The sequence below is a fragment of the Kineosporia sp. R_H_3 genome (assembly GCF_002198675.1).
In the GTDB taxonomy this organism is placed as follows: Bacteria; Actinomycetota; Actinomycetes; order Actinomycetales; family Kineosporiaceae; genus R-H-3.
Map to the genome: position 1 here is coordinate 62926 of NZ_MWLL01000187.1, position 20690 is coordinate 83615.

The 20690-nt window shown below is 75.7% G+C and carries 17 protein-coding genes; 13 read left to right on the forward strand and 4 right to left on the reverse strand.

Annotated features, from left to right (window positions below):
• The first annotated feature begins 233 nt into the window (after positions 1-233).
• A complete protein-coding gene (glgP, locus tag ECOMGDLI_RS21400; RefSeq protein WP_088318886.1) occupies positions 234-2792 on the forward strand; it encodes an alpha-glucan family phosphorylase in 2559 nt (852 codons plus the stop codon).
• 9 nt (positions 2793-2801) lie between these two features.
• On the opposite strand, the gene glgX is transcribed toward glgP, so the two are convergent.
• Positions 2802-4982 carry a glycogen debranching protein GlgX gene (glgX, locus tag ECOMGDLI_RS21405; protein ID WP_088318887.1) on the reverse strand — a complete coding sequence of 727 codons (2181 nt, stop codon included), beginning with the start codon at positions 4980-4982 and terminating at the stop codon, positions 2802-2804.
• A 76-nt stretch (positions 4983-5058) separates the two neighbouring features.
• Between glgX and ECOMGDLI_RS21410 the strand changes: the two genes are divergently transcribed.
• The 6 genes from ECOMGDLI_RS21410 to mnmA all read left to right on the forward strand — a co-directional run bounded on the left by ECOMGDLI_RS21410 (position 5059) and on the right by mnmA (position 10822).
• Positions 5059-5511 (forward strand): hypothetical protein, encoded by a 453-nt coding sequence (locus tag ECOMGDLI_RS21410; protein WP_088281961.1) that lies wholly within the window; start codon positions 5059-5061, stop codon positions 5509-5511.
• Between the two features lie 139 nt (positions 5512-5650).
• The gene (locus ECOMGDLI_RS21415; protein ID WP_369812776.1) at positions 5651-6436 is read left to right on the forward strand and encodes an enoyl-CoA hydratase/isomerase family protein; all 786 of its coding nucleotides are present in this window, start codon (positions 5651-5653) and stop codon (positions 6434-6436) included.
• 200 nt (positions 6437-6636) lie between these two features.
• Complete coding sequence (locus ECOMGDLI_RS21420) at positions 6637-7428, forward strand: electron transfer flavoprotein subunit beta/FixA family protein (protein ID WP_088318888.1); 792 nt, start codon at positions 6637-6639, stop codon at positions 7426-7428.
• Positions 7429-7458: 30 nt separating this feature from the next.
• Complete coding sequence (locus ECOMGDLI_RS21425; protein ID WP_088318889.1) at positions 7459-8433, forward strand: electron transfer flavoprotein subunit alpha/FixB family protein; 975 nt, start codon at positions 7459-7461, stop codon at positions 8431-8433.
• Positions 8434-8549: 116 nt separating this feature from the next.
• The gene (locus ECOMGDLI_RS21430; protein WP_369812777.1) at positions 8550-9701 is read left to right on the forward strand and encodes a cysteine desulfurase family protein; all 1152 of its coding nucleotides are present in this window, start codon (positions 8550-8552) and stop codon (positions 9699-9701) included.
• Positions 9702-9706: 5 nt separating this feature from the next.
• The gene (gene mnmA / locus ECOMGDLI_RS21435; protein ID WP_369812778.1) at positions 9707-10822 is read left to right on the forward strand and encodes a tRNA 2-thiouridine(34) synthase MnmA; all 1116 of its coding nucleotides are present in this window, start codon (positions 9707-9709) and stop codon (positions 10820-10822) included.
• On the opposite strand, the gene ECOMGDLI_RS21440 is transcribed toward mnmA, so the two are convergent.
• Both ECOMGDLI_RS21440 and ECOMGDLI_RS21445 read right to left on the reverse strand, forming a co-directional pair.
• Positions 10732-11760 carry a GNAT family N-acetyltransferase gene (locus tag ECOMGDLI_RS21440; RefSeq protein ID WP_088318891.1) on the reverse strand — a complete coding sequence of 343 codons (1029 nt, stop codon included), beginning with the start codon at positions 11758-11760 and terminating at the stop codon, positions 10732-10734. The two genes, mnmA and ECOMGDLI_RS21440, sit on opposite strands and share 91 nt — an antisense overlap.
• A complete protein-coding gene (locus tag ECOMGDLI_RS21445) occupies positions 11757-12803 on the reverse strand; it encodes a GNAT family N-acetyltransferase (protein ID WP_088318892.1) in 1047 nt (348 codons plus the stop codon). Before ECOMGDLI_RS21445 ends, ECOMGDLI_RS21440 begins: the two co-directional genes overlap by 4 nt.
• 85 nt (positions 12804-12888) lie before the next feature.
• On the opposite strand from ECOMGDLI_RS21445, the gene ECOMGDLI_RS21450 reads away from it, so the two are divergent.
• From ECOMGDLI_RS21450 to ECOMGDLI_RS21475, 6 genes are all read left to right on the forward strand, one after another.
• Positions 12889-13917: a methionine synthase gene (locus ECOMGDLI_RS21450; protein ID WP_198955070.1), complete on the forward strand. Its 1029-nt coding sequence runs from the start codon at positions 12889-12891 to the stop codon at positions 13915-13917.
• Between the two features lie 230 nt (positions 13918-14147).
• Positions 14148-16100 carry a serine protease gene (locus tag ECOMGDLI_RS21455; RefSeq protein WP_143447833.1) on the forward strand — a complete coding sequence of 651 codons (1953 nt, stop codon included), beginning with the start codon at positions 14148-14150 and terminating at the stop codon, positions 16098-16100.
• Positions 16101-16421: 321 nt separating this feature from the next.
• A complete protein-coding gene (locus ECOMGDLI_RS21460) occupies positions 16422-18281 on the forward strand; it encodes a sensor histidine kinase (protein WP_158221098.1) in 1860 nt (619 codons plus the stop codon).
• Positions 18278-19018, forward strand: coding sequence for a response regulator transcription factor (locus tag ECOMGDLI_RS21465; RefSeq protein ID WP_088318895.1), 741 nt, complete (start codon positions 18278-18280; stop codon positions 19016-19018). The genes ECOMGDLI_RS21460 and ECOMGDLI_RS21465 overlap by 4 nt, the downstream gene beginning before the upstream one ends.
• Before the next feature lie 32 nt (positions 19019-19050).
• Positions 19051-19920, forward strand: a complete 870-nt coding sequence (locus tag ECOMGDLI_RS21470; RefSeq protein WP_088318896.1) for an AraC family transcriptional regulator — start codon at positions 19051-19053, stop codon at positions 19918-19920.
• Positions 19921-19924: 4 nt separating this feature from the next.
• Positions 19925-20359 (forward strand): VOC family protein, encoded by a 435-nt coding sequence (locus tag ECOMGDLI_RS21475; protein ID WP_088318897.1) that lies wholly within the window; start codon positions 19925-19927, stop codon positions 20357-20359.
• 19 nt (positions 20360-20378) lie between these two features.
• On the opposite strand, the gene ECOMGDLI_RS21480 is transcribed toward ECOMGDLI_RS21475, so the two are convergent.
• Positions 20379-20636, reverse strand: coding sequence for a hypothetical protein (locus ECOMGDLI_RS21480; RefSeq protein WP_088289570.1), 258 nt, complete (start codon positions 20634-20636; stop codon positions 20379-20381).
• Positions 20637-20690 lie beyond the last annotated feature (54 nt).

Consider the following 20690-nt stretch of genomic DNA (forward strand, 5'->3'; position numbering starts at 1 on the left):
TCGAAGTCTTCGATACTGATAGTCACGGATTGCGGTCGAGCACTCCTCGGGGCAGGGCCGTTCGGGGGCTCTCGACGCGCACCGTCACCGTCCCGAAACGTACCGGGTCCTGCGGTGTGGGCAAACGCTTACAGACAGCGAGTCTGAGGGGGGTCCGCGCGGTGCTCCCGGGGTGGCTCCGCCGGGCTCGTCGCGCTCCGTTCGCGGGCGTCACCTCCCGTACGCTGCGTGCCGTGAGAGCCATCCGTCGCTTCACCGTCCGTACCGTGCTGCCCGGGCCCATCGCCGCGCTCGGGGACCTCGCGAGCAACCTGCGCTGGTCCTGGCACCCGCCGACGTGCGACCTCTTCGCGTCGCTCGACCCGCAGCGGTGGGAGTCCTCGGAGCACGACCCGGTCGCGCTGCTCGGTGCGCTCTCGCCGGAGGAGCTCGACGCCCTCGCCGCCGACCCGCAGTTCGTCGCCCGGGTCGCCGCGGCCGCGCAGGACCTGCAGACCTACCTCACCGAGCCGCGCTGGTACCAGCGCCTCGGTGACGGCGTGCCGGCGTCCGTCGCCTACTTCTCGCCCGAGTTCGGCATCACCGCCGTCCTGCCGCAGTACTCCGGCGGTCTCGGCATCCTCGCCGGGGACCACCTCAAGACCGCGAGCGACCTCGGCGTCCCGGTCGTCGGCGTCGGCCTGCTCTACCGGCACGGCTACTTCGAGCAGTCGCTGTCCCGCGAGGGCTGGCAGACCGAGACCTACCCGGTGCTGGACCCGGACGAGCTGCCGCTCGCGCTGCTGCGCGAGGCGGACGGCAGCCCGTGCCACGTGACCGTGGGGCTGCCGGGCGGCCGGGTGCTCACCGCGCACGTCTGGAAGGCGCAGGTCGGCCGGGTGCCGCTGCTCCTGCTCGACTCGAACGTCGAGGAGAACGACGAGGCCGCGCGCGGCATCACCGACCGGCTCTACGGCGGCGGCGGGGAGCACCGGCTCCAGCAGGAGATGCTGCTCGGCATCGGCGGCGTGCGCGCCGTCCGGGTGTGGCAGCGGCTCACCGGGGCCCCGGCCCCGGCGGTCTACCACACGAACGAGGGGCACGCGGGCTTCCTCGGCCTGGAGCGGATCCGCGAGCTCGTCGGGTCCGGGCTGACCTTCGACGAGGCCGTCGAGGCCGTCCGCGCGGGCACCGTCTTCACGACCCACACCCCGGTGCCCGCGGGCATCGACCGGTTCGGCCGCGACCAGATGGAGATCTTCTTCGGCGGCGACAACTCGGTGCCGGGCGTGCCCGTCGACCGGATCCTCGCGCTCGGCGCCGAGGACTACCCCGGCGGCGACGCCGGCGTGTTCAACATGGCGGTCATGGGCCTGCGGCTCGCGCAGCGCGCCAACGGGGTGAGCCGGCTGCACGGCGTCGTGAGCCGCGAGATGTTCGACGGCCTGTGGCCGGGCTTCGACCCGGCCGAGGTGCCGATCGCGTCGATCACGAACGGCGTCCACGCCCCGACCTGGGTCGACCGCCGCGTCGTCGAGCTCGGCGAGAAGTTCATCGGGCCGCAGATCACCCAGGACGCGCGCGGCTGGGAGGGCGTCGACCAGGTGCCGGACGAGGAGATCTGGTCGGTGCGCCGGCAGCTGCGCTCCTCGCTCGTCGACGAGGCGCGGTCGCGCGTGCGGTCCTCGTGGCTGCGGCGCGGGGCGAGCCCGGCCGAGCTCGGCTGGGTCGACCAGGTGCTCGACCCCGACGTCCTGACGATCGGCTTCGCCCGCCGGGTGCCGACGTACAAGCGCCTGACGCTCATGCTGCGCGACCCCGACCGGCTGCGCCGCCTGCTGCTGCACCCGGACCGCCCCGTCCAGCTCGTCATCGCCGGCAAGTCCCACCCCGCGGACGACCACGGAAAGCGGCTCATCCAGCAGATGGTCCGCTTCGCCGACGACCCGGCCGTGCGGCACCGGATCGCCTTCCTCCCGAACTACGACATCGCCATGGCCCAGTCGCTCTACCCGGGCTGCGACGTGTGGCTCAACAACCCGCTGCGCCCGTTCGAGGCCTGCGGGACGTCGGGGATGAAGTCCGCGCTCAACGGCGGCCTCAACCTGTCGATCCTCGACGGCTGGTGGGACGAGTGGTACGACGGCGAGAACGGCTGGGCGATCCCCACCGCCGACGGCGTCGACGACCCGGAGCACCGCGACGACCTCGAGGCCGCCGCGCTCTACGACATCATCGAGGGCTCGGTCGCGCCGCGGTTCTACGACCGCGACGACCGCGGCATGCCGACCCGCTGGCTCGAGATGGTCCGGCACACGCTCGCCTCGCTCGGCCCGAAGGTGCTCGCGAGCCGGATGGTCGCCGACTACGTGACCCAGCTCTACGTGCCCGCTGCGGACGCCGCGCGCGCCACGACCCCCGAGGCCGCGAAGGCGCTGGCCGGCTTCAAGTCGCGGGTCCGGCAGCACTGGCCGTCGGTCCGGGTCGACCACGTCGAGTCGGACGGCGTGAGCGACAGCCCGCAGGTCGGTGACGCGGTCGTCGTCCGCGCCTTCGTCTCGCTCGGCGAGCTCACGCCGGACGACGTCGAGGTCCAGGTCGTCCACGGCCGCGTCACGCCGTCCGACACCCTCGTCGACACGGTCACCGCGACCCTGCGGCACGCCGAGACGTACGAGGCCGGCCGGCACCGCTTCGACGGGGCGCTCACGCTGCGCCGCACGGGCCCGTTCGGCTACACGGTCCGCGTGCTCCCGCGCACCGACCTGCTCGCCGGCCCGGCCGAGCTGGGCCTGGTGACGAACGCGGGCTGACCCGGGGCCTCAGCCCTGGCGCAGGTGGCGGTGCGAGGCGTAGACCCGCATGCTGCTCGCGCCGACGGTGACCGTGCTGCCGCCGAGGACCTCCGCGCCCTGCTCGGCCGCCGGCTGCGGGCGCTCGGTCGCGCTGTCCCACAGCAGGCGGTAGCGGCGGGCCCAGGGCCGGCCCGGGAGGACGACGTCGACCGGTTCGGGGGCGCCCTGGACGACGACGAGCAGCGAGCCGTCGGTGTGCTCGCCGAAGCCGTCGGGGACGACGGCGTGCAGGTACATGAGGAGCACCCGCTGGTCGGGGTCGTGCCAGCGCTCGTGCTCCATCTCGGTGCCGTCCGCGGCGAACCAGGCGAGGTCCTTGGTGCCCCAGGCGTGCACCGGCCGGCCGGCGAAGAACCGGTCCTGGCGCAGCACCGGGTACTCGCGGCGCAGGGCGAGCAGGTGCCGGGTCGTCGCGAGCAGGTCCTCCTGCCAGCCGGCGAGGCGCCAGTCGACCCAGGAGATCTCGTTGTCCTGGCAGTACGGGTTGTTGTTGCCGCCCTGGGTGCGGCCGAGCTCGTCGCCGGCCACGATCATCGGGACGCCCGTGGCGAGCAGCAGCGTGCCGAGCAGGTTGCGGGCCGCGCGGCGGCGGGCGGCGAGGACCGCGGGGTCGTCGGTCGCGCCCTCGACGCCGTGGTTCCACGACCGGTTGTCGGACGCGCCGTCCCGGTCGTCCTCGCCGTTGCCGAGGTTGTGCTTGACGTCGTAGGCCGTCGCGTCGTGCAGCGTGAAGCCGTCGTGGGCGGTGACGAAGTTCAGCGACGCCAGCGGGCCACGACCCGCCGAGAAGACGTCCGCCGAGCCGGCGAGCCGGGTCGCGAGGTCGCGGACGCCGCCGCCGGACTGGCCCTGGGCGACCCGCCGGCCGCCGGTCAGCCAGAAGTCGCGCACGCTGTCCCGGAAGCGGTCGTTCCACTCCGCGAACGGCGGCGGGAACTGGCCGGTCCGCCAGCCGTGCGGGCCGACGTCCCAGGGCTCCGCGATGAGCTTGGCCGCGCCGACGACCGGGTCGGCCCGCGCGGCGACGAGGAAGGGGTGGTCCGGGTCGTAGCCCTCGCGCCCGCGCGCGAGCGTCGTCGCGAGGTCGAACCGGAAGCCGTCGACGTGCATCTCCTGGAGCCAGTACCGCAGCGAGTCCAGCGTGAGCTGGACGACGCGCGGCTCCCGGAAGTCGAGGCTGTTGCCGCAGCCGGTGGTGTCGACGTGCGCGCCGTGGCCGTCGAGGCGGTAGTACGTCGCGTGGTCGAGGCCGCGGAACGACAGGCTCGGCCCGTCGTTGCCGGCCTCGCACGTGTGGTTGTAGACGACGTCGAGGACGACCTCGATGCCCGCCTCGTGGAGCAGCCGGACCATGCCCTTGAACTCGTCGACGACGTCGAGCGGGTCCTTCGCGGCGGCGTAGCCCGGGTGCGGCGCGAAGAAGCCGAGCGTCGAGTAGCCCCAGTAGTTCGGCAGGCCGCGCCGGGCGAGCTGGGGCTCGTCGCCGATCGCGTGCACGGGCAGCAGCTCGAGCGTCGTCACCCCGAGCGAGCGCAGGTGCTCGACCGTCGCCGGGTGCGCGAGGCCGGCGTACGTGCCGCGCAGGTGCTCGGGGACGCCGGGCAGCAGCCGGGTCAGCCCGCGGACGTGCGCCTCGTAGACGACGGTGTCGGCCCACGGCACCCCGGGCGGGGCGTCGCCGCCCCAGTCGAAGGGGTTCGGGCCGACGACGCCGAGCGGCGCGTACGGCGCGGAGTCGCGCGGGTCGGCGACGTCCGGCTCGCCCTCGAGGGTCGCGCCGACGGTGTGGCCGAACAGCTCCGGCACGAGCCGCAGCGGGCCGTCGACGACGCGGGCGTACGGGTCGAGCAGGAGCTTGGCCGGGTTGTGCCGGTGCCCGCGGGCGGGCTCCCAGCGGCCGTGCACCCGCAGCCCGTACCGGGTGCCGACGGGGACGTCCGGGACGAACGCGTGCCACACGCCGTGGGTCGTCCCGGTCAGGGAGACCCGGCGCTCGGTGACGGCGGGCGGGGCCCCCGGACCGGCGTCGGAGCGGTCGACGAGGCACAGCTCGACCGCCTCCGCGTGGAGCGCGACGACGGCCACGTCGACCCCGCCGCCGCGGGGGTGGACCCCGAGGCGGTGGAGGCGGGCGTGTGGCGTCGGCACGTGCGCAGTCTGCCGGAACGCCCCGACGACTGCGCCGCCGCGTCGCCCTCACGCGTGTCGGCGATAGGTTGGGGGCGTGAGCGACCCGACGTCCCTGCCCAGCTTCCCGCCGCCCATGGACGAGCACCCGCTGCGCGGCCGCGTGCTCGACGCGCTCCTCGACGAGGGCTTCCGCCCGTCGATCGACGAGGACGGCGACGTCGCGTTCAAGGCCCAGGGCCAGCAGGTCTTCGTCCGCTGCATCGACACCCAGCCGCCGCTCATGCGGGTCTTCGGGCAGTGGCTCGTCGGGGACGACGTCCCCGGTGACGAGCTCGACCGGCTGCGCGCCGCGAACGCCGTCACGGGTGCGCTCAACCTCGTGAAGACCACCGTCCACGACGGCCGGCTCGTCGTCGCCGTCGACCTCGTCGTCAGCGAGGGGCTCGACCTGCGCTCGCTGCTCGGCGCGACGATCGACGCGGTCCTCGGCTCGGTGCAGACCTGGCACGCGACGCTGCGGGAGATGACCGGCACGACCGGCGAGTGACCTACGTCGCACGATGCCGGCGGCGGCCGTGGAGGGCCGTCGGTAGGCTCGCCGGGACCGCGACGACGCGAGACGGACGGACGATGCTGTGAGCGACGAGGCTGTGAGCGACCAGGGTTCGGAGCAGGGCCCGTCGACCGTGTGGTCGGGCGATCTCGTCCGGCTGGAGGTCGAGGGCGGCATCGGGACGATCCGGCTCGACCGGCCGAAGATGAACGCCCTCGACGCGGCGATGCAGGAGGAGATCCGCACGGCCGCCGGGCTCGCGGGCGCGAACCCCGCGATCGCCGCCGTCGTCGTCTACGGGGGGGAGCGGGTCTTCGCGGCCGGGGCCGACATCAAGGAGATGCAGGCCATGTCGTACACCGACATGGTCGCGCGCTCGGGTGCGCTGCAGTCGGCCTTCACCGCGGTCGCCACGATCCCCAAGCCGACGGTGGCGGCGATCACCGGCTACGCCCTCGGCGGCGGCTGCGAGCTCGCGCTGTGCTGCGACTTCCGGGTCGTGGGGGAGTCGGCGAAGCTCGGCCAGCCGGAGATCCTGCTCGGGATCATCCCCGGCGCCGGCGGCACCCAGCGGCTGTCCCGGCTCGTCGGCCCGGCCCGCGCGAAGGACCTCATCTTCTCCGGCCGCTTCGTCGAGGCCGTCGAGGCGCTCGCGATCGGTCTCGCCGACGAGGTGGTCCCGGACGGCGACGTGTACGCCGCGGCCCGGGCCCGGGTCGCGCGCTACGTCGGCGGGCCGGCGTTCGCGCTGCGGGCCGCGAAGGAGGCGATCGACCACGGGCTCGACGTCGACCTCGCGACCGGCCTCGAGATCGAGCGGCAGCAGTTCGCGGGGCTCTTCGCGACGCGCGACCGGGAGATCGGCATGACGTCGTTCGTCGAGAGCGGTCCCGGGAAGGCCGTGTTCGAGGGCCGCTGAGACACTGGGAGGCGTCCGGTCCGTGGCGGCGGGAAAGGCTGCGCCGTGCGGGTGGATGCGTGCCGTGGGTCACAGCGTTCGGGTCGAAGCGGGAGCTACTCGTCGGTAACAATAGTCAGGTCTGCGCGGACGCCGGTCCGCCGTGACGAGACGTCGGTCCGCCGCCAGGCGGCCGTTGAGCCAGGAGGTCGGGCAGGAGCATGAAGATCGTCGTCTGTGTGAAGCACGTGCCGGACGCCCAGGGCGACCGTCGGTTCGCCGGTGACGGCACGGTGGACCGGGCCGGGGTCGACGGGCTGCTGTCGGAGCTCGACGAGTACGCGGTCGAGGAGGCGCTCAAGCTGTCGGAGGCGAACGACGGGTCGACGGTCACCGTGGTGACGGTGGGCCCGGACGGCGCGAGCGACGCGGTGCGCAAGTCGCTGCAGATGGGTGCGGACGCCGGGGTCCACGTCGTGGACGACGCGCTGCACGGGTCGGACGCGTTCGCGACGAGCCTGGTGCTCGCGAAGGCGATCGCGACGCTCGAGTACGACGTCGTGATCACCGGGATGGCGTCCACGGACGCGGGCATGAGCGTGGTGCCGGCGCTGGTCGCCGACCGGCTCGGGCTGCCGCAGGTGACGTTCGCCGGGTCGCTGTCGATCGAGGGTGACGGGCCGGGCGCGAAGGTCGTCATCGAGCGGGACGGTGACGCGTTCACCGAGGTCGTCGAGGCGGCGCTGCCGGCACTGGTGTCGGTGACCGACCAGATCAACGAGCCGCGGTACCCGTCGTTCAAGGGGATCATGGCGGCGAAGAAGAAGCCCGTGACGACCTTGTCCCTGGCCGACCTGGGCGTGAGCGCCGACGAGGTGGGTCTGGGGGCGGCGTGGACGTCGGTCGCCGGGGTCACGCAGCGCCCGCCGCGCGCGGCCGGCACGGTCGTGACGGACGAGGGTGACGGCGGCGCGAAGCTGGTGGAGTTCCTCGCCGGCGCCAAGCTGGTCTGACGAGAGCCTGGGACGAAGGAGAGATCTGACATGGCACAGGTTCTGGTGCTCGTCGACCACGTCGACGGTGCGGTGCGCAAGACGACGAGCGAGCTGCTGACGCTGGCGGCCCGGCTCGGTGAGCCGGCGGCGGTGTTCGTCGGCAACGGCTACGAGAACGCCGCGGGCGCGCTCGCCGAGTTCGGCGCGACCGCCGTGTACACGGTCGACGCGTCCGTGAACGACTACCTCGTGCTCGCCAAGGCCGAGGCCCTCGCGGCCGTCGTCGAGGCCGCCGGTGGCGCCTCCGCGCTCGCCGCGGTGCTCATCCCGAGCAGCGCCGAGGGCAAGGAGGTCGCGGCCCGGCTCGCGCTCAAGCTCGACTCCGGGCTCATCACCGACGCGATCGACGTCCGCGCGGGCGAGGGCGGCGGGGTCGCGACGACCCAGGCCGCGTTCGCCGGCGGGTTCGCGGTCGACGCGACGGTGACCAAGGGGCTGCCGGTCGTCACGGTGAAGCCGAACGCGGTCGAGCCGCAGCCGGTCGCCGGCGGGAGCGTCCCGGAGGCCACCGCGGTCGCCGTGGAGCTGTCGGACCTCGCGAAGGCGGTCAGGGTCGTCGAGCGCAAGGCCAAGGCCAAGTCGGGCCGCCCGGACCTCACCGAGGCCGCGATCGTCGTCTCCGGCGGCCGCGGCACGAACGGCGACTTCTCCAAGGTCGAGGCGTTCGCCGACTCGCTCGGTGCCGCCGTCGGCGCCAGCCGGGCCGCGGTGGACTCGGGCTGGTACCCGCACTCCAACCAGGTCGGGCAGACCGGCAAGCAGGTCTCCCCGCAGCTGTACGTGGCGTGCGGGATCTCCGGTGCGATCCAGCACCGGGCCGGCATGCAGACCTCGAAGACGATCGTCGCGATCAACAAGGACCCGGAGGCGCCGATCTTCGAGCTCGCCGACTTCGGTGTCGTCGGCGACCTGTTCGCCGTCCTCCCGCAGGCGACCGACGAGGTCACCAAGCGCAAGGGCTGAGCGCGGCCGGAAGTGCTGCGAAGGGGGCCGGTCCACCGCGGACCGGCCCCTTTCGCGCACCCGAACTAGACTCACCCGTCGTGACCGCCTACCTGGACCACGCGGCGACCACGCCGATGCGTCCGGAGGCGCTCGAGGCGCTGGTCGACGAGCTCGCGAGCCCCGGCAACGCCTCCTCCCTGCACACGAGCGGCCGGCGGGCCCGCCGGACCGTCGAGGAGGCCCGGGAGCGGCTCGCCGCGGCGCTCGGGTCCAGCCCGAGCGAGGTCGTCCTCACCGCGGGCGGCACCGAGGCCGACAACCTCGCCGTCAAGGGCCTGTACTGGGCCCGGCAGACGGCCCGGCGCCGTCCGGTCGTCGTGACGACGGCCGTCGAGCACCACGCCGTCATCGACCCCGTCGAGTGGCTCGTGGAGCACGAGGGCGCCGAGGCGGTCTACCTGCCCGTGGACGCCGTCGGCCGGGTCGACGTCGACGCGCTGCGGCCGGTGCTCGCCGCGCGCGCGGACGACGTCGCGCTCGTCAGCGTCATGTGGGCCAACAACGAGGTCGGCACGGTGCAGCCGGTCGCCGAGGTCGCCGGGGTGGCTCGCGAGCACGGCGTCCCGGTGCACACCGACGCCGTCCAGGCCGTCGGCTGGCTGCCGCTCGACTTCGCGGCGTCCGGTGTGGACTGCCTCACCGTGAGCGGGCACAAGGTCGGCGGCCCGGTCGGCGCCGGTGCCCTCGTCGCGCGGCGCGGGCTCGACCTCACGCCGGTGCTCCACGGCGGCGGCCAGGAGCGCGGGGCGCGGTCCGGGACGATCGACGCGCCCGCCGTCCGGGCACTGTCCGTCGCGGCGGCGCGGGCCGTCGCCGCCCGGGAGGCCGAGGCGGTGCGCGTCGCGGACCTGCGGGACGACCTCGTCGCCGCCGTCCTCGACGCGGTGCCGGACGCCGTCCTGCGCGGCGACCCCGACCCGGCCGGCCGGCTGCCCGGCAACGCCCACTTCACCTTCCCCGGGTGCGAGGGCGACTCGCTGCTCTACCTGCTCGACGCGCGCGGCGTCGAGTGCTCGGTCGGGTCCGCCTGCCAGGCCGGCGTCCCCAAGCCGAGCCACGTGCTCCTCGCGATGGGGGTGCCGCTGCACGACGCGCGCGGCGCCCTGCGGTTCTCGCTGGGCTGGACGTCGACCGCGGACGACGTCGCGGCGCTCGCCGACGCGATCGGGCCCGTCGTGCAGCGCGCCCGCCGGGCCGGGCTGTCGTCCGCCCGGGCCAGGGCGTGACGGCCGTGCGCGTGCTCGCCGCGATGAGCGGCGGCGTCGACTCCGCCGTGGCCGCCGCCCGCGCCGTCGAGGCCGGTCACGAGGTCGTCGGGGTGCACCTCGCGCTCGCCCGCGAGCCCGCGACGCAGCGCACCGGCGCCCGCGGCTGCTGCACCGTCGAGGACGCGGACGACGCCCGCCGGGCCGCCGACGTCCTGGGCATCCCGTTCTACGTGTGGGACCTCTCCGAGCGGTTCGAGGCGGACGTCGTCGAGGACTTCGTCGCCGAGTACGCCGCCGGCCGCACCCCGAACCCGTGCGTGCGCTGCAACGAGCGGATCAAGTTCTCCGCGCTCCTCGACAAGGCGCTCGCGCTCGGCTTCGACGCCGTCTGCACCGGGCACTACGCGCGGATCGAGGCCGACGCCCCCGGCGGTGCTCCCGCCCTGCACCGCGCCGCCGACCCGGGCAAGGACCAGTCCTACGTGCTCGCCGTGCTGCCGCCGGAGCGGCTCGCGCACGCGCTCTTCCCGCTCGGCGACACGGTCAAGGACGACGTCCGCGCCGAGGCGGCCCGCCGCGGCCTGCTCGTCGCCGACAAGCCCGACTCGCACGACATCTGCTTCGTCGCGGACGGCGACACGAAGGCCTGGCTCGGCGCGCGGCTCGGCGTCCGGCCGGGGCCGGTCGTCGACACCGACGGCGCCGTCGTCGGCGAGCACGAGGGCGCCTACGCGTACACGGTGGGCCAGCGGCACGGGCTGCGTCTCGGGCGGCCCGCCCCGGACGGCCGGCCGCGCTACGTGCTCTCGGTCGAGCCGGTCTCGAACACCGTGACCGTCGGCCCGCGCGCCGCGCTCGACGTCGACGAGGTCGTCGCGGACGGCGTGACGTGGTGCGGACCGGCGCCCGCCGTCGGGCAGCGGCTCGGGGCGCAGGTGCGGGCGCACGGCGAGGAGGTGCCGTGCGTCGTGACGTCCCTCGACGGCGCCGTCGTCGTCCGGCTCGGGCGGCCGCTCTCCGGGGTGGCACCGGGTCAGACGCTCGCGCTCTACGACGGCACGCGGGTCGTCGGCTCGGCGACGATCCGGACGGCGTACTCGTCCTTGACCTCGACCGGCACCATCCCCGCCGACCGGTAGAGGTGCGTCGCCCCGGTCCCGTTGCCGGCGTCGACGAAGAGCTGGGTGAAGGTCCAGCCCCGCCGGACGTGCTCGGCGAACGCGAGCCCGAGCAGGTGCCGGGCGATGCCGCGGCCCCGTGCGGCCGGGTCGACGCCGAGCGAGCGCACGTAGCCGCCGCCCAGGCCGGCGAGACGGGCGTCCCCGATGCAGTGCCCGACGGGCACGCCGTCGAGGTCGGCGACCCACCACTGCGTGAGGTCGGCGCCGCCGCGCCGCTCCCACCGTGCCCACCACTCGTCGAAGTCCAGCGGCTCGAAGCCGTGGTGGTCGGCGAACGACGTGAGCCACATCCGGTGGACGTGCCGCCGCCCCGCGTCGTCGCCGACCCGACGCACGACGACGCCCGGCGGTGCCACCGTGGTCGGGCCCGCGTCGGCGGCGGTGAGCGGGCGCTCCATCCGCCAGTAGGTGCGGTCGTGAGCGAGGCCGGCGGCGGCCAGGGCCGCGGTCGTCGCGAGGTCCTCGCGGTGCGGGTCGGTCTCGACCCGGACGGCCGGCCTGCCGTCGGTCGCCCGCCAGTCCCGTGCACGGTCGAGGCACCAGGTCACGAGCGCCGCCTCGAGCAGCCCGGTGTGCGCCGGTGCCACCCGGACGTCGAGACCGAGCTTCGGCTCCCGGTCGGCGTCGTGCGCGGTGTCCCGGACCTCGACCCACGCCACGGCGGCCGGCTCCGCGGTCCCGCCGTTCGTGCGCTCGACGAGGACGGTGCCGCCGCCGTCCGCCGCCGTGGTGCCGAGCCGGGCGAGCACCTGGTCGGGCGGCTGGGAGCGCGGTGCCCCGTACGTCGCGGCGAACCCGAGCAGGACGGCGCGCAGCGCGCCGGCGTCCGCCACGGGGTGCGGCGTCCGGGCGGTGTACCCGGTGGGCAGCGCCGGCAGCCGGCCGCCGCCCGTCACCCGCGCACGACCCGGGTGGCGTACGCGTCGATGACCTCGACCGGCTCCATGCCGACGGAGCGGTAGAGGTCCGTCGCACCGGTGCTGTTCTCGGAGTCGACCGTGAGCTGGCTCCAGGCCCAGCCGCGCCGGGTGTGCTCGGCGAAGGCGACCCGGAGCAGGTGCCGGGCGACGCCGCGACCGCGCGCCGCCGGCAGCACCCCGAGCGAGCGGACGTAGCCGCCGGCGTCGCCGTCGACGCCGCGGGTCTCGCCGACGCAGAAGCCGACGGGCTCGCCGTCGAGGTCGGCGAGCCACCACTGGTCGAGGTCGGCCCCGACCGAGCGGGTGAGCCGGGTCCACCACTCGTCGAAGGTCCGCGGCCGGTGCCCCCAGTGCTCGACGAACGAGGCCTCCCGCAGGCGGTGCGCGGTCTCGTGGTCGGCCCGGCCCTGCGCCTGCCGGACGACGACGCCCGGGGGAGCGGCGGGCGGGTGCGCCGTGCCCGCGCCGAGGGCGCGCTCCATCCGCCAGAAGGTGCGCTCCCGGGTGAACCCGTGGTCGCGGGCGCCCGCGCCGAGCGCCTCGTCCTCGCGCTCGACGCCGGTCTCGACCCGCGCCGCGGCCCGGCCGTCGGCCGCGAGCCAGGACCGGGCCGCGCGCAGCCCCCAGCCGAGCAGGTCGGTCTCGAGCCGCCCGGCCCGGTCGGGGCGGACGAACACCTCGACGAACAGCTCGGGGTCCTTGGCGCCGTCCTCCGCGCGGTCGCTGACCTCCAGCGCGGCCAGGGCGACGACCCGCCCGCCCGGGCCGGCGTCCCCCGCACCCGGCTCCTCGACCGCGACCGCGGTCCCGCCGTCCTCGACGACGCCGCGCAGGTACTCCAGCGCCGCCTCCGGCGGGTCGCTCGGGTGCCGGACGTACGCGGCGTCGAAGGCCCGGACGACGTCGCGGACGGCGTCGGCGTCCGCGTCGTCGGCGAGGTCGAGCGGGCGCGTCGTGAACGGTTCGGGCACGTGCGGGAGCTCCACGGCGGGGGCCGGGGCGGGGTCGACCGGTGGCATCCCCCGATGGTCCCCGTCCCTGCCCCGGCGTGCCACGACATTTCGGCGGTCGGCGGGCGGGTCGCGGAGCGCATAGGCTCGCAGCGTGCTGGATGCGGTGCCCGGGCGGGCGACGGGGATCGGGAGCTGGCCGGGCGGCGACGTCCTGGACACGATGCGGACGACGTTCGGCGAGCTCGGCGAGCCGCCGCACCTGCCGTACCTGCCCGAGCTGCCCGGTCGCGGGCCCGGTTCGGAGATCATCGGCCGCGGCGCCGTCCTGCTCGTGGACATGCCCGTGGACCTGCAGCCGTCCGGCTGGCGGCTCGTCGACCACCCCGGCCGGGACCTGAGCCGCGCCCAGGGCTACCTCCGGGAGGACCTCGACGTCCTCGCCGAGGTCGCCGACGGGTACGTGGGGCCGCTCAAGGTCCAGGTCGCCGGCCCGTGGACGCTCGCCGCGTCGCTCCACCTGCAGCGCCTCGAACGGGCCGTCGTCGACCCGGGTGCCGCCCGCGACATCACCGCGAGCCTCGCCGAGGGCGTGGCCCGGCACGTCGCCGAGGTGCGCCGGCTCGTCCCGGGGGCCGACGTCGTCGTCCAGGTCGACGAGCCGTCGCTGCCCGCCGTCCTGCTCGGGCGGCTCCCGACCGCGAGCGGCTTCGGCCGGCTGCGCGCCGTCGAGGAGAGCACCGCCGTCGAGGCGCTCGACGTCGTCCTCGCCGCCGCGGTCGGCGCGGGGGCCACGGCGACCGCCCTGCACTGCTGCGCCGACGACGTGCCGCTCGCCGTCCTCGTCCGGACCGCCGCGGACGCGCTCGCGATCGACCTGCCGCGGCTCGGTCTGGCCGGCTGGGAGGTGCTCGGCGAGGCCGTCGACCACGGCACCGCGCTGTGGGCCGGCGTCGTCGGCGCCGGCGCCGACCTCACCGCCCCGGCGTCGTCCGCAGGTGCCCTCGCCGACGTCGTGTGGACCCGCTGGCGCCGGATCGGCCTCGGGGCGGAGCACGCGGCGTCCGTCGTCCTCACCCCCGCGTGCGGGCTCGCCGGGACGACCCCGGCCGCGGCCCGCGCGACGATCGCCCGGCTGCGCGACGCCGCGGCCGCCCTCGCGGAGCGCGCCGCCGCGGACTGACCCGGCCGACCGTCCGTCGCCGAATGGTGGTGGTGGCACTACAGCCCCGGGGTGCACCCGGGTGCATGCGCCGCCGCCGGGCTCCGGCAGGGGTGGTGGTAGCACCACAAAACCGTTGCACGGCAACGAAAGACGCCGCGGCGTCCGTACGCTCGCGCTACCACGACGGCCGACCGGCGTGACGCGCGGGGCCCTCGGTGCGCATCCGGTCCGGAGAGCAGGAGCGCACCGTGTCCGGACATCGAACCCCTCACCGCCGACGGCGCGCCGCCGCCGTGGCCGCGGTCGCCGCCACGGTGCTCCTCGGCACCGTGGCACCCGCCTCGGCCACCGAGAAGGCACCCGGCGTCAAGCAGTCCACGCGGATCGCGGACCGGGCCTACCCGGGGATCCAGCTCATCTCGAACTACTACACCGCCGAGGTCGCCGTCCCCGAGGTCGTCGTCGACGAGGTCGCGCTGCAGCGGCTCGTCAGCCGGCTCGAGACCCAGGTCCTCGTCGGGGCCGTCGACAGCACGGAGGCGGCCGTCGTCGACGCGCTCGTCGACGAGATCGCCGAGAACACGACGACCTACTTCAAGCCCAGCAAGACGATGCGGACGACGAAGGCCTCGGTCGGCTACGTCGGCACCGGGTGGGTCGTCACGCCCGACGGCTACATGGTCACCGCGGCGCACGTCGTCGACACCCCGCAGGACGAGCTGGTCCGGGCGTTCGCGGCGTCCGCGCTCGATACCTTCGTCGAGCAGGACGTCAAGGAGCTGCAGTCCGGCGGCGGCATGCAGTTCACCGACAAGCAGGTCGCCAAGCTCGCCAAGGGCATCGAGGCCTGGGACGCCAAGTACCTCGAGCTCGGCGGCGTCCAGCAGCAGCTGAGCGCCCAGATCGGCGTCGCGCTGCCGGGCTTCGGCAAGGGCCAGAAGGGCGTGCCGGTCGAGGTCATCTCCAAGGGCGAGGCGTACCCGGGCAAGGACGTCGCCGTCCTCAAGGTCGACGGCCAGACCCACCTGCCGACGCTGCCCGTCGGGAAGGACGCCGACGTCACCGCGGGCTCGACGCTCTACGTCGCCGGGTACACCGGTGCGTCCACGTTCTACGCCGGGATGTCCGCCGACTCCGAGGTGCAGCCGGCGGTCACCGAGGGCCCGATCAGCGCGGTGAAGTCGAACACCGCCGGGGTGCCGTACTTCCAGACCCAGGCGCCCGCCGGGCACGGCAACAGCGGCGGCCCGGTCATGGACGAGGCGGGCGACGTCGTCGGCATCCTCGTGGCGGGCTCGATCGACCCGGGCACCGGGCAGACGGTCGAGGGCCAGCAGTGGGTGCTGCCGATCAGCGTCGTCACCGAGAAGCTCAACCAGAGCAACATCAAGCCCACGGCGAGCGACACGACGACGCTCTACAACACCGCGCTCGAGTCGTACTACCAGCACTACTACGAGCGGGCGCTGCCCCAGTTCCAGCAGGTCGCGAACCTGTACCCGGGCCACCCGTACGCGCAGGAGTTCGTCACCAAGTCGCAGACGGCGATCAGCTCCGGCCAGGACCGGACGCCGAGCGGGATGGGGATGCTCCTCGTGGTCGGGGCCGTCGGTCTCGTCGTCGTGGTGGGCGTCGTGGTGCTCCTGCTGCTGCTCCGCCGGGGTCGCACGGGCCGCGGCGGTGGCGGCGAGATCGGGCAGGCGCCGGTCCAGGCGGCTCAGCAGCAGCTCGTGGGGGCAGGGCAGGGGTACGCGCCGCAGGCGCAGCAGTACGCGCAGGCCGGGGCGCAGTACCAGCAGCCCGCGCAGCCCTACGCCCAGCCGCAGTACCCGCAGCAGCAACCGGTCCAGCAGCAACCTGCCCAGCAGCAACCGGTCCAGCCGCAGTACCAGCAGCCGCAGTACCCGGCGCACGCCCAGCCGCAGTACGAGCAGCCGCAGTACCAGCAGCCGCAGTACGCCCAGCCGCAGCAACCCCAGCAGCAGTACGCGCCGCAGCAGTACCCGCAGCCGGTCGGCCAGCAGTACGCACCGCAGCCCCCGGCCGGCCCGCAGTACCCGCAGCAGCCGGTCCAGCAGTACGCACCGCAGCCGCCGGCCCAGCCGGCCCAGCCGGTCCAGTCCGTGCAACCCGGGTTCGTCGCACCGCAGCAGGGCGACGCCGGCGGCCCCGCGCCGTCGCAGAGGCAGCCGCCCGCCTGAGACCGGTGCCGGGAACATCCCCGTGACCCGGCACCTGACCGGCCCGTCCCGCACCCGGGGCGGGCCGGTCGTCCGTTCCGGGCCCCCGGATCCGCGCCGCAGCGCGACCACGACCCCGCTCCAGCGGTACGGAAGGGCCCACGAGGGCGGTTGTCGTTGCGTCGTGGTCCGGGTCCCGTCCCTCCCCGGGGCTACCCGGAAGATCCCCGGCACGGGTGACGACGCCCGGTGGTCGCCGCAGGGAGGCTGAGGATCATGACATCGTCTGCTGTGGCCACCGCCGGGACCGGACCCCTGCCGGGGAGCGTGCAGAGCGCTCCCGTGCGCCCGCCAGACGGCGGGTGGCGCAGCCGTCTGCACCGGCGGCTGCCGGCCCGCGCCACCGCCCGCGCCGGCGTCGGCGCCTTCGTCCTGCTCGTCGTCACGGTCGGGATCGCAGCCAAGGTCCAGAGCCTCCCGGTCGCACCGCTGCGGGTCGCCGGGCTCGTGCTGGCCTGCTCGGCGCTCGGTCTCGCCGGCTGGGCGCCGCGCCCCGCGCTCGGTCTGGCGGCCGCCGGGCTGGCGGTGAGCGCCGCGACCGCGGTCGTCCCGGCGGGCACCTACCTGGCTGCCGTCTGGGCCTTCGTCCTCGTCGCCCGGACCGACCGCCGCGGGGGAGCGGCCGGCCTCGGCACGCTCGTCGCGCTGTTCGGTCTCGGCGCGCTGCTGCCGGCGACGAACCAGTGGGACGACCTGGAGATCCCGCTGCCCGGCGCGCCGGACACGGCCTGGCTGTACGCGGTGCCCGGGCTGCTCGCGGTGCTCGTGGGCCTCGCGGTGCCGCGGCGTCCGGTCCCGGAGGCGGCGCCCGCCCGGACCTTCCTCGGGCGGTCGCCGGTCGTCTCCCCGCCCGAGGCCCTCGTCGTCGCGTGCGTCGTCGGGGTCACCGCCCTGCGGTACGCCTCGCTGTTCTCCGGTCCGTGGCTGGGGCTGTCGACCGACCAGCAGGTCCTGCTGTCGGCCACCGGCACCGTGCTCGCGCTCGTGCTGCTCTGCGTCACCCTGGCGGCCTCGGCGCTGTCGCCGTGGTTCCCCCGGGCAGGCTTCACCGTCGCCGCCGCGGCGCACGGGCTGCTCGTCGGGTTCGCCCTGTACGACTCGCTCCTGTCCCTGCCCACCCTCACGGCGACCACCACGGCGTCGCTGTTCGTGCTCGCCCGTGCCCTGACCGCCCGGCCGGGCGCCGCGGCCGGGACCGGCGCCGCGTTCCGGCGGGCGGCGCCCGTCCTTGCCGCCGCCACGGCCGTCACCGCGGCGCTGGCCACCGCCGACGAGACCGCCGGGATGCTGAGGGACCTGAACCTGCAGTCCCGCCTGCTGGACGACGTCGGGTTCGGCCCGGCAGAGGCGCTCCGGGCGGTGCTGGCCCAGGGGCTGCCGGTCGCCGTCGTGCTGCCCCTCCTCGCGGTCACGGGGGCGTGGCTGGTCACCCGGTGGCTCGCCGACCGGGACCGGCTCGGGCTCGCCGTGAGCCGGGAGGCGGCGACCGCGGAGCGGAGCCGGATCGCCCGTGAGCTGCACGACGTCGTCGCGCACCACGTCTCGCTGGTCACGGTCCGGGCGGAGTCGGCGCCGTACGTCGTCCCGGACCTGCCGGACGCCGCCCGGGACGCCTTCGGCGAGATCGCGACCACGTCCCGCCGCGCGCTCGACGAGCTCCGGGACGTCCTCGGGGTGCTCGGCCGCCCCGACGGCACGGAGGCCGAGCGGGCACCGCAGCCGACCCTGGCCGACGTCGCCGGGCTCGTCGCCGCGGCCCGGTGGGCAGGGGCCCGGGTCGCCTTCGACCCGGCCGCCCTCGAGCGGCTCGTCGAGGTCGCGGACGTCCCCGCCGCCACCGGGATCGCGGCGCACGCCGTGGTCCGCGAGGCGCTGAGCAACGCCCGGCGGCACGCGCCGGGCCAGGAGGTCACGGTGAGCCTCACGACGGACGACGGGACGCTGCGGGTCGCGGTCTCGACGCCGCTGCCGACCACACCGTCGACCGGCTCCGTCGGCGACGGCCGCCCGGGGCTGGGGCTGGTCGGGCTGCGGGAGCGGGTCGACGCGGTCGGCGGGACCTTCACCGCGGGGCCGGCGGACGGCTGGTTCGTCGTCGTCGCCCTGCTGCCGCTGCGACGTCCGGGCGGGGTGCCCGCGTGATCCGGGTGCTCGTCGTCGACGACCAGCCGGTCGTCCGGGTCGGCTTCGCGGCAATCCTCGCCGCGCACGAGGGGATCGAGGTCGTCGGCGACGCCGCGGACGGCGAGCAGGCGGTCGACGCCGCCCGCCGGCTGCTGCCCGACGTCGTCCTCATGGACGTCCGGATGCCGGTCCTCGACGGCATCGAGGCGACCCGCCGGATCACCGGTGGCGACCCGGCGGCGGAGGGGGCCGCCAGGGCGCCGCGGGTGCTCGTGCTCACCACGTTCGACCTCGACGAGTACGTCTTCGCCGGGCTGCGGGCCGGCGCGAGCGGGTTCCTGCTCAAGGACTGCACGCCGGCCGCGCTCGTCGAGGCGGTCCGGGTGGTCGCGGCCGGCGAGGCGCTGCTCGCGCCGTCGGTGACCCGCCGGCTGGTCGCCGCGTTCGCCGCGCTGCCCGGGCCCGGCGGCTCCCCGGCCCGGCCGGTGCCCGCCGTGCTCGACGTGCTCACGCCGCGCGAGCGGGAGGTGCTCGTGCTCGTCGCCGAAGGGCTGTCGAACGCCGAGATCGCGGCCCGGCTCGTCGTCGGCGAGGAGACGGTCAAGACGCACGTCGGCCGGGTGCTCGCCAAGCTCGGGCTGCGCGACCGGGTGCAGGCCGTCGTCCTCGCCTACGAGTGCGGCCTCGTCGTCCCGGGCGGGGCCGGCCGCACGCCGGACCCCGCGCCGCGGGGTGACACCGCGCCGCGGGGGTGACGTCGCAGCCCGCGACCGGGCACAGTGGTGCGGTGGACGAGCCGGTCAGCGAGGGGGCGGCGGCCCTGCCGCACCCGGCGCTGCGCCCGTTCGTCGCCCACTACGCCGGGTACCGCGAGCGCGGCGTCGCCCCGGCCCTGCACCGCGGGCTGCCGTCGCCGCACCTGACGATGATCCTCACCCTCGACGACCCGCTCGACATGGCCGCGCACCCGGACCCGGCGCAGCCCGGCGCCCGGTTCGACGCCCTCGTCGGCGGGCTGCACACGGCGCCGGCGACGATCCGGCACGACGGCCGGCAGTCGGGCGTGCAGGTGGCGCTCACCCCGTTCGGCGCCCGGGCGCTGCTCGGGCTGCCGGCCGGCGAGCTCGCCATGCGGGACCTGGACGTCGACGCCGTCGTGGGCCGGGCCGGCGCGGGCGACCTGCTCGACGCCGTCCGCGGGCCGCGCACGTGGGCCGCGCGGTTCGCCGCCCTCGACGCCGCGCTGCTGCGCCGGCTCGCGGCCGGCCCGCGCGACCCGCTGCCGCCGCGGCAGGTCCGGCACGCGTGGCGGCTGCTCCAGGCGTCGGGCGGCCGGACGGACGTCGCCGCGCTCGCCGCGGCGGTCGGCTGGACGCCCCGCCACCTCGCGCACCGGTTCGGGCTGGACGTCGGCCTGTCGCCGAAGCAGGCGGCGCGCGTCGTCCGGTTCGACCGGGTCCGCCGGGCCCTGCAGGCCGGCGCCGCGGGCGGTGCCGGCGCGCCCCGCCTCGCCGACGCCGCCGTCGCGCACGGCTACTACGACCAGCCGCACCTGGACCGCGAGTTCCGCGCGCTCGCCGGCTGCGCGCCGTCCGTGTGGCTCGCCGAGGAGCTCCGAAACGTCCAAGTGCCGCACCCCGGCGACCCGGCAGGCTGAGGCCATGAGCGAAGCCACGGACGAAGCCACGAACCCTGCCCCTGCCCCCACCGTCTGGCCGACCCTGCGCTGCACCGACGCCCGGGCCGCGATCGCCTTCCTCGTGACGGCCTTCGGCTTCGAGGAGACCGCGGTCTTCGCGGACGGCGACCAGGTCTTCCACGCCCAGCTCACCTGGCCGGCGGGCGGCGGGGTCATGCTCGGCTCCGCGGGCGACCGCGGGGCGGACGACGACTGGTCGCGGCCGCCCGGGACCGCCGGCGTCTACGTCGTCACCGACGACGTCGACGCGCTCCACGCGCGGGCGACGGCGGCCGGCGCGAAGACGCTGTACGGGCCGCGGGAGACCGACTACGGCTCCCGCGAGGTCGCCTACGCCGACCCGGAGGGCAACTTCTGGTCCTTCGGCACCTACCGCGGCGAGCCGCGCCGGGGCTGAGCGGGCCTGCCCGCCCGTATCAGTACCAGGACCAGTAGAAGACCGGCCCGTAGACGAGCGGCTTCCACCAGTGCCGCAGGAGCCCGACGAGCCACCCGGCGGCGAGTGCCGCGAGCGTCCAGCCCCACGGCGTCCACCGGGCGGCGACCACGACCCCGGCGAGGACGGCGAGCGCGCTCACGACGCACTCGGCCAGGTAGAGCGCCCAGCCGAGGCCGTGCGCGGTGGCGCCCAGGGCGTCGACGACCTTGTCGAGGCGTGTCGTGAACGTGCTCACCGATCGATGATCGGCCCGGCCGCGGCGCATCCTGATCGGCCGTCCGGGCGCCGA